Annotated in this window: 7 protein-coding genes and 4 tRNA genes; 3 read left to right on the top strand and 8 right to left on the bottom strand. The window is 43.4% G+C overall.

What is annotated here, in order from left to right; all coding sequences use genetic code 11:
- Positions 1-146 precede the first annotated feature (146 nt).
- From MKI85_RS06090 to secA, 8 genes are all read right to left on the bottom strand, one after another.
- Positions 147-223 (bottom strand) — tRNA-Pro (locus MKI85_RS06090).
- 4 nt (positions 224-227) lie between these two features.
- A tRNA-His gene (locus MKI85_RS06085) sits at positions 228-303 on the bottom strand.
- 33 nt (positions 304-336) lie between these two features.
- Positions 337-413, bottom strand: a tRNA-Arg gene (locus tag MKI85_RS06080).
- Between the two features lie 46 nt (positions 414-459).
- Positions 460-536 (bottom strand) — tRNA-Pro (locus MKI85_RS06075).
- Positions 537-690: 154 nt separating this feature from the next.
- Entirely contained in the window at positions 691-1,758 is a 1,068-nt protein-coding gene (gene nadA / locus MKI85_RS06070; protein WP_241625975.1) for a quinolinate synthase NadA, read from the bottom strand.
- 146 nt (positions 1,759-1,904) lie between these two features.
- Positions 1,905-3,125, bottom strand: a complete 1,221-nt coding sequence (gene argJ / locus MKI85_RS06065; protein WP_241625973.1) for a bifunctional glutamate N-acetyltransferase/amino-acid acetyltransferase ArgJ — start codon at positions 3,123-3,125, stop codon at positions 1,905-1,907.
- 219 nt (positions 3,126-3,344) lie between these two features.
- Positions 3,345-3,701, bottom strand: a complete 357-nt coding sequence (locus MKI85_RS06060) for a hypothetical protein (protein WP_241625971.1) — start codon at positions 3,699-3,701, stop codon at positions 3,345-3,347.
- Positions 3,702-3,878: 177 nt separating this feature from the next.
- Positions 3,879-6,611 (bottom strand): preprotein translocase subunit SecA, encoded by a 2,733-nt coding sequence (gene secA, locus MKI85_RS06055; RefSeq protein ID WP_241625969.1) that lies wholly within the window; start codon positions 6,609-6,611, stop codon positions 3,879-3,881.
- Between the two features lie 335 nt (positions 6,612-6,946).
- On the opposite strand from secA, the gene MKI85_RS06050 reads away from it, so the two are divergent.
- From MKI85_RS06050 to MKI85_RS06040, 3 genes are all read left to right on the top strand, one after another.
- The gene (locus MKI85_RS06050; protein WP_241625967.1) at positions 6,947-7,588 is read left to right on the top strand and encodes a peroxiredoxin; all 642 of its coding nucleotides are present in this window, start codon (positions 6,947-6,949) and stop codon (positions 7,586-7,588) included.
- 137 nt (positions 7,589-7,725) lie between these two features.
- Positions 7,726-8,538, top strand: a complete 813-nt coding sequence (locus tag MKI85_RS06045) for an MBL fold metallo-hydrolase (RefSeq protein ID WP_241625965.1) — start codon at positions 7,726-7,728, stop codon at positions 8,536-8,538.
- Complete coding sequence (locus tag MKI85_RS06040; protein ID WP_413351310.1) at positions 8,535-9,125, top strand: dual specificity protein phosphatase family protein; 591 nt, start codon at positions 8,535-8,537, stop codon at positions 9,123-9,125. Before MKI85_RS06045 ends, MKI85_RS06040 begins: the two co-directional genes overlap by 4 nt.
- Positions 9,126-9,140: the final 15 nt, after the last annotated feature.

Below are 9,140 nucleotides of genomic sequence, written 5' to 3'. Positions count from 1 at the left end.
ATGTAGAAATGTAGAAATGTAGAAATGTAGAAATGTAGAAATGTAGAAATGTAGAAATGTAGAAATGTAGAAATGTAGAAATGTATTAAATTTCAGACATAAAAAAACCGCAATAAAGCGGATTATTTATTTCATCTTTAAGATGATGGTCGGAGCAGTAGGATTCGAACCTACGACCCCCTGGTCCCAAACCAGGTGCACTACCAGGCTGTGCTATGCTCCGAAATTGGGGTGAATGACGGGATTCGAACCCGCGACAACTGGAATCACAATCCAGGGCTCTACCAACTGAGCTACATCCACCACTATAAAGTTCTACAGTACCAAGCTACCAAATGGCGCGCCTGACAGGATTCGAACCTGTGACCATCCGCTTAGAAGGCGGATGCTCTATCCAACTGAGCTACAGGCGCATGTCCGATGATACTTGGTATCATGCGATACTCTGCCTTGAAGAATTGGTCGGAGCAGTAGGATTCGAACCTACGACCCCCTGGTCCCAAACCAGGTGCACTACCAGGCTGTGCTATGCTCCGATTCATCTCAGCTTTTGCCGTATCGCACATCGTGCGGTACGGTGTGCATTCTAGGCGTGACGCCCAAGAACGTCAACACCTATCTTTAAAAAAAGTTAAAAAAATGCGTCAAACGTATAAATATCAAGCATTTCTGATATTTTTTATACAAATTTTAACGTTTTAGACTCGCACTGAAACTTAACATACGATCTAGAGGTAATTTTGCACGCTCAGCCAAAGCTGGATCGACATGAATTTCCTGATCACCTTGCTGTAAAACCTGCAAAATGCCATCGAGTTCATTCATTGCCATCCACGGGCAATGTGCGCAAGAACGACACGTCGCGCCCTCACCTGCTGTTGGTGCTTCAACCAAAATCTTATTGGGTACCGCTTGTTGCATCTTGTAGAAAATACCGCGGTCTGTTGCCACGATTAAACGCTCATGCGGTAAAGTCTGTGCGGCTTTAATTAATTGTGAAGTACTTCCAACAGCATCAGCAATATCTACAACCGATTCTGGTGATTCAGGATGAACTAAAACTGCGGCATCTGGGTAAAGTGCTTTCATGTTGGCAATCCCGCGCGCGCGGAACTCCTCATGCACGATACATGCACCATCCCAAAGCAACATGTCTGCGCCAGTTTTCTTCTGGATATAACGACCTAAGTGCTGATCGGGTGCCCAGATAATCTTCTCACCCAAGCTATCTAAATGTTCAATGATTTCGACCGCACAGCTTGAAGTCACCACCCAATCTGCACGGGCTTTGACTGCAGCAGAGGTATTGGCATAGACCACAACGGTATGATCTGGATGTTGATCACAGAATGCCGTGAACTCATCTACAGGACATCCAAGATCGAGTGAGCAGGTTGCCTCTAGAGTCGGCATGAGCACTGTTTTTTCAGGGGACAGAATTTTTGCTGTTTCCCCCATGAATTTCACGCCTGCTACAACCAATGTTGAAGCCGCATGGTCACGACCAAAGCGGGCCATTTCCAAGGAATCCGATACACAGCCACCGGTTAATTCTGCTAATTCCTGCACTTCTGGATCGCAGTAATAGTGTGCAACCAGAACAGCATCACGTTTTTTCAATTCCGCTTTGATTTGTTCAAATTTTTCCTGTTTGGCTTGCTCAGTCAAATGATTGTCTTTAGGCTCGCCTAAACGGTCTAAATGCGCCTGCACAATCGATTTTGCGTCATTGGCAATTAAATTGGTCGCATCATTCATAAAAACGTCTTCTCTATCCCAGCTGCTTGCTTACAAGCGGTGCATCCATAACACGGTCATTTCGACTTTGAAATTGACCAGTCACTCAAAAAATCCTGATTGATAAAAAAGCCTCACGACGGAGGCTTTTCTTCACTCAAATTCCATTAAGAACGGTAATCTGCGTTAATTTTGACATAGTCATAAGATAAATCACAGGTATAGACCGTATCCTTCGCTTGTCCACGACCCAAATCCACCCGAATGGTAATCTCTGGTTGTGCCATTACGCGTGCGCCTTCTGCTTCCGTATAATCGGCTGCTGCGCCACCATCTTTACAGATTTGTACATCATCTAACCAAACCTGAATTTTTTCAACCTCTAAATTGTTTACACCTGCATAACCAATGGCTGCCAAAATACGCCCCCAGTTTGGATCTGATGCAAAGAATGCTGTTTTTACTAACGGAGAATGAGCAATGCTATACGCGATATCACAACATTCTTGTGTATCAGCACCCCCTTCCACTGCCACGGTCATAAATTTAGTTGCACCTTCACCATCACGTACAATCAGCTGTGCTAAACGCTTCATCACACGGTTTAACACATCCAATACTGCAGAATAACGCGTATCTTCGGTTGAAGTGATCTCCACACCGCCTGCTTGACCAGTTGCCACAAAAATACAGGAGTCGTTGGTTGAAGTATCCCCATCGATAGTAATACGGTTAAAGGATTGGTTCACACTAATGTGTAACAGTTGTTGTACCAATTCACGGGAAATCGGAGCATCTGTCGCCACATAGCTGAGCATAGTTGCCATATTCGGGCGAATCATGCCCGCACCTTTAGAAATACCTGTCATGGTGTAGAGCACACCATCCAACTCAAACTGCTCAGAAGCCCCTTTCGGTGTGGTATCTGTGGTCATAATGCCAAATGCAGCATCTGTCCAAGCATCTTCCTGCAAACTGTCTAAAGCTGGTTGTAAGCCTGCAACCAAACGCGGCATTGGCAACTGCTCGCCAATCACCCCTGTTGAGAACGGTAAAATCTGTTCTGCACTTACGCTTGCCAACTGTGCCAATTGCGCACAGGTTTCTTGGGCATTTTTCATTCCCAATGGACCTGTTCCCGCATTAGCATTCCCTGTATTGATAATTAGATAACGTGGATTACCTACAGCTAAATGCGCCTTAGAAACATGTACAGGTGCTGCACAAAATGCATTTTGGGTAAATACACCTGCAACATTTGAACCTTCAGCCAATTCAAAAATGACCAGATCACGTCGGTTCTGATAGCGAATATAAGCTTCAGCCGAACCGATTTTCACCCCTTTAACCACATGCATCTGTGGCATAGTAACGTCACCCACTGCCATTTTTAAATGTCCACTTTGTTGTTCAAGTAAGTGTCACAGCTTAGTAGAAATACAGCTAAAAATCGAGGTGTTTCAGGCAATTTCCTCTGTGGATTGTCTTTTCCCAATTAAATTAATTTCCCGCTGGAAAAGAACTCAGCTGCCCGACAATGAATTTAATACTGAAGCAAAAAATATGTATAAAAAAAGCAGCCCGTAGGCTGCTTTAGATCAATAAGTTTAGTTTGCGGCTAACTGGGCTGGACTGCCCGCAAGGGTTTGTTTCGCTTGCTCCTGACTTTCTACCGAAAGTGCAGGATTGGTTGCCACAATACGACTTGCCGTTTCTGACGTTGCAGCAGCAACTGCCGCTGTTTTCAAGATAATCGGGCGTTGCTGTGGATTTGGAAAAGTGTACTTAATGCCTGTACGCGGACTCATTACAGTCACATTCGAGTCTTGAACCGTTGCGGGTGCCGTCGTTGCACCTTGTGCAGCTGCTACTTTTGCTACAGTGGTTGTTGTAGGAGTATTTGCTATCGCCAAAGTCGGGATTGCCAAAGCAGCAATTACCAAAGGTTGTAATAATTTTTTCATTGTCTTTCGCTTTTCAGTTACCAATGTGCAACTTAATAACACTTAATAATCTGCACTGCAAACCTTATTCACATCTTGAAAATATTTAACTACAGTTCGCTCAAAAAACAAAACCCTTGCCAGACTTCAGGTAAATTTTGAAGTCCGACAAGGGTTATTGGCATCATTCAATAAAACTTAAATTTTACCGTGACACTGTTTGTATTTCAGACCTGAACCGCATGGGCAAGGTGAATTACGGCTTGCTGGCGGTACTACATTTTGCTCTCCCGCTGGGCTGAAGCCTGTGTAGTGCTCTGCTGGCGCCTGTGAAGTGACTTCACCTGTTAAACCATCTACTTCATCATGCGAAAGATTCAATTGCATGGCTTCAGCTTGTGCTTGTTTTTGTGCTTCCATTGCTGCCAACTCTTCTGGCGTCGGCACATGTACACGAGACAAATCTGTCACCACATCAGTTTTGATCACTGCCAACATATTTACAAATAAATTGAAAGCTTCCTTCTTGTATTCCTGTTCAGGGTTCTTTTGAGCATAACCACGTAAGTGAATCCCTTGACGCAAGTAATCCATGGCTGCCAAATGATCTTTCCAGTGACGATCCAATGAACTCAAGACAAAATGACGTTCTAGCATTGCCGCTGACTCAGGTCCCATCTGTTCACGACGTGAACGGTAACGCGTCAGGATTTGATCCGTAATACGGTCAACCAATGCTTCTTCATCTAAGCGACGTTCGGTTTCCAACCAATGAGCAATCGGTAAATCCACCGCAAACTCTTCAAGTAAGGCACGCTCAAGTCCTTCAATATCCCATTGATCATGAATCGACTCAGGTGGAATATAGTTGGCAATCACGGCTTTCATCACTTCGTGATGCATTTCTTCAATATAATCTTGCAATGTATTTTCAGCTAAAACATCATCTCGCTGAGAGTAAATAATCTTACGTTGTTCGTTGTTGACATCATCATATTTCAACAAGTTTTTACGAATATCAAAGTTACGTGCTTCTACTTTACGCTGCGCATTTTCAATCGAGCGTGACACCATTTTGTGCTCAATGGCTTCATCTTCTTGCAACCCCATGGCACGCATCATGGCAACCACACGGTCACCCGCAAAGATACGCATCAAATCATCTTCTAAAGATAGATAGAAACGTGAAACACCTGGGTCACCTTGACGTCCCGCACGACCACGCAACTGGTTGTCGATACGACGTGATTCATGGCGTTCAGAACCAATAATATGCAAACCACCTGAGTCCAACACCATTTGATGATTTTGTTCCCACTCTTCTTTTAAGCGAGCTTCATCTTCAGCTGTATGATTTTCAATTTTAGCCAGTTTCGCTTTCCAGTTACCACCCAAAATAATGTCGGTACCACGACCTGCCATGTTGGTGGCAATAGTCACAGCACGTGGTGAACCTGCTTGAGCAATAATATCCGCTTCGCGCTCATGTTGCTTCGCATTCAGTACTTCATGCTGAATACCCGCTTCTTTGAGTTTTTCTGACAAAATTTCAGAGGCTTCAATGGTTGCCGTACCAATCAGAATTGGAGCAACACCAGCTTCATGCACACGCTGAATTTCTTGGATAATCGCGTTGTATTTACCATTACGATTTAAATAAATTAAATCGTTTTGATCCTGACGAATCATTGGTCGGTGGGTTGGAATAATCACCACATCCAAACCATAAATTTCTTTCATTTCCGCCGCTTCGGTATCTGCGGTACCTGTCATGCCTGACAGTTTTTTGTATAAACGGAAATAGTTCTGGAACGTCGTAGTCGCCAAAGTTTGGTTTTCTGGCTGGATTTCCAAGCCTTCTTTGGCTTCAACCGCCTGATGCAAACCTTCTGACCAACGACGACCAGGCATGGTACGACCTGTATTCTCATCGACAATAATCACTTCACCTTCGTGAATGATGTAATGCACGTTGCGTTGATACAAGAAGTGCGCACGAATCGCAGCAGTCACGTGATGTACCAAGTTGAGGTTAGACGCTGAATACAGGCTCTCACCTTCAGCTAACAAGCCCATCTCGATCAGTTCATTTTCAACTGTTTCGAAACCAACTTCGGTCATTTCTACCGAACGTTGCTTTTCATCAATCCAGAAATGACCACCATCTGCAACTTTTTCTTCTTTTTGCGCATGCAGTTTTGCTGGAATGGTATTGATAGCAGCATAAAGCTGAGAAGAGTCATCACTTTGACCCGAGATAATCAAAGGCGTACGTGCTTCATCAATTAAAATAGAGTCCACTTCATCGATAATGGCGTAGACCAAACCACGTTGTTTTTTCTCTGCAAGCGCAAACACCATGTTATCGCGCAGGTAGTCAAAACCAAATTCGTTGTTAGTACCATAGGTAATGTCGGCACGGTAAGCATCTGCTTTTTCCATTGGATTTTGCATGGAATAAATAATACCAATGCTTAAACCTAAGAACTCAAACAGTGGACGGTTTAACTCGGCATCACGTTGCGCCAAGTAGTCATTCACGGTAATGACATGTACGCCCTGACCACTGATCGCATTCAGATAACACGCCAGTGTACCCATCAGGGTTTTACCTTCACCGGTACGCATTTCAGCGATTTTACCTTCGTGCAGGGTAATACCACCAATCAACTGAACGTCATAATGGCGCATACCCATGACACGTTTTGCGGCTTCACGACAGACTGCAAATGCTTCAGGCAATAATTTATCGAGGCTTTCACCTTTGTTATAACGTTGTTTGAATTCTTCGGTTTTTGCAGATAAGTCTGCGTCGTTTAAGGCAGATATCGTCGGCTCGAGCGCATTAATCTTGTCTACGATTTTACGCATGCGTTTGAGTTCGCGCTCATTTTTGGTACCGAAGATTCCTCCGATCAGACTTGCCAACATGAATAGACTCTCTAAATCTTGCTTGTCAATGAATAAATTTTTTCTCAGACGTTATTATGGTGCTAGAAATTTGAAGTACAAGGGTTTTGCACAAAACCCATAAAAAAATTCTGATCACTGGTTCTAGCCCCTGACCTAAGGCGAAATAATGTAGCAAATTTCGATCAGACGATATAGAGCGTTCATCTTGAATCAGCGTATATTTTCAGACCACCATTCAGTTTGCTTATTCAATTTCCACATAAACAAATGCAAAAAAGCTATTTTTCAGCGGAAAAGAATTGCGAGATAGTCTGACTTAAATCCAATACAGAATACGATTGAGGTAAATAAAAATGTCATTGCGTTTAGGCGATATCGCACCCAATTTTGAACAAGACTCTAGTGCAGGTCCGATCAACTTCTACGATTTTCTAGGCGAAAGTTGGGGCATCTTGTTTTCACACCCCGCGGACTACACGCCTGTATGTACCACTGAACTGGGCTATACCGCAAAACTGCAAGATGAATTTGCACAGCGCGGAGTTAAAGCGATTGCCCTCTCGGTTGATGATGTCGACTCCCATCATGGCTGGATTCAAGATATTAATGAAACCCAAAATACCACCGTCAACTTCCCCATTATTGCGGATCAAGATCGTAAGGTCTCCACCCTGTACGACTTTATTCACCCCAATGCCAGCGAAACCTTGACTGTACGTTCTCTGGTGATTATCGACCCAAATAAGAAAGTACGTTTAATCATTACTTATCCCGCATCAACAGGACGAAATTTTCATGAAATTTTACGGGTGATCGACTCACTCCAACTGACCGATCATCACAAAGTTGCTACACCTGCCAACTGGACACAGGGTGACGATGTAGTAATCGTGCCTTCCTTACAAGATGAGGCTGAACTGAAACAACGCTTCCCTCAAGGTTATACTGCGGTCAAACCTTATTTTCGCCTCACACCGCAAACCAATCTAAAATAAAGACCCTGTAGTTAAATGGTCACTTAAACCTGTCTACGGACAGGTTTTTCATGCTTACCACATCCCTACCAAGTTATATTTGGTATTTGAGCGACAGTCAGTTATAAATACTACAGACCATTTTAAGAACAACGACTGTGATTCATAACATTCATCATTTACATTGTGGCACCATGTGCCCTGTTTGCGGTCCGCTATTTGGGCAAAAAGGCTTGCATGCTCAAGTGATCTGTCATTGTTTACTGCTGGAAACTGAGCGTGGTTTAGTTTTGATAGATACAGGCTTGGGAATTCAAGATCATTTACAGACCAAAGCCCGTTTAGGCAGTATGATCGCGCGCTTTGGTAAAATAGAAAATAATCTAGAACTAACTGCCATCGCACAAATTCAAAAATTGGGATTTAGTCCTAAAGATGTGCAGCATATTTTTGTCTCGCATTTAGATTTTGATCATGCAGGTGGCATTTCAGATTTCCCGCAAGCCACAGTGCATGTACTGTCTTCTGAATACAATGCCACGCAAAATCTGAATAACTACAAACGCAAAGCCCGCTACAAAGTGAAACAGTTTCAACAGCATCGCTACTGGAACTTCAGTGAACCGATTGCTGATGAAAACTGGTTTAATCTCAAACATATCCAAAATTTTGATTTGTTTGAAAACGAGCTATTGATGGTGCCCCTTTTGGGACATACCGCAGGACATAGTGGTATTGCTATCCGTAATCAGGAAAACTGGCTACTCTTTTGCGGTGATGCCTATTACTCGCATTTACAACTCGATGGTCAGCATCAGCTTAGAGCACTGAACCAACTGGAACAGTTTTTTGCAGAAGATAACCAAGCACGCATCGAAAATCTAAAGCGCCTGCAAACCCTTTCACAAACACATCCCGAAGTACAACTCATCTGTGCTCATGACCCTATTGAACTGGCTCGATACACATGAAGATTAAACTAACTTTACTCTATAGCAGCCTTTGTCTCAGCACACTGAGCTTCACAGGCTGTATGACTACGCCCGCACTACCGATGGAAACTCGCCCTGCTGAATGGGGCACCTTGCTCAATCAAGCTGACAATTTTTATCAGATCAGTGCTGATGTATTTCGTAGTGAACAACCCAGTGCAGAAATGAAGGTAGCTCTCAAAGCCCATGATATTGATGTCGTCATCAATTTAAGATCTCGACACCGTGATCCGCAATATCTCGATATACAACATTTTAATTTAGTACACATTCCTATTCATACTTGGGCAATGGATCGGGATGATTTATTGGCGGTAATGCATCAAATTCAACTGGCGAAAGCACAACAGCAGAAAGTATTAATCCATTGCTATCACGGTTCTGACCGCACAGGTGCCAGTATTGCTATGTATCGCATTATCTTTGAGCAATGGACTATTGAACAAGCACTGCAAGAAATGAAATATGGCGGCTATGGTTTCCATCCCATTTGGCAAAATATCGAAACTTTATTTAGTCCCGAAAATGTAAAATGGATTCAAGAGCAACTCTCGAATCCATCTTAAACATTTGCGCTATGA

Source organism: Acinetobacter zhairuonensis (assembly GCF_022601715.1).
In the GTDB taxonomy this organism is placed as follows: Bacteria; Pseudomonadota; Gammaproteobacteria; order Pseudomonadales; family Moraxellaceae; genus Acinetobacter.
Note: the sequence above shows the minus strand (reverse complement) of the source record. Positions and strands in the feature narration are given on the sequence as shown.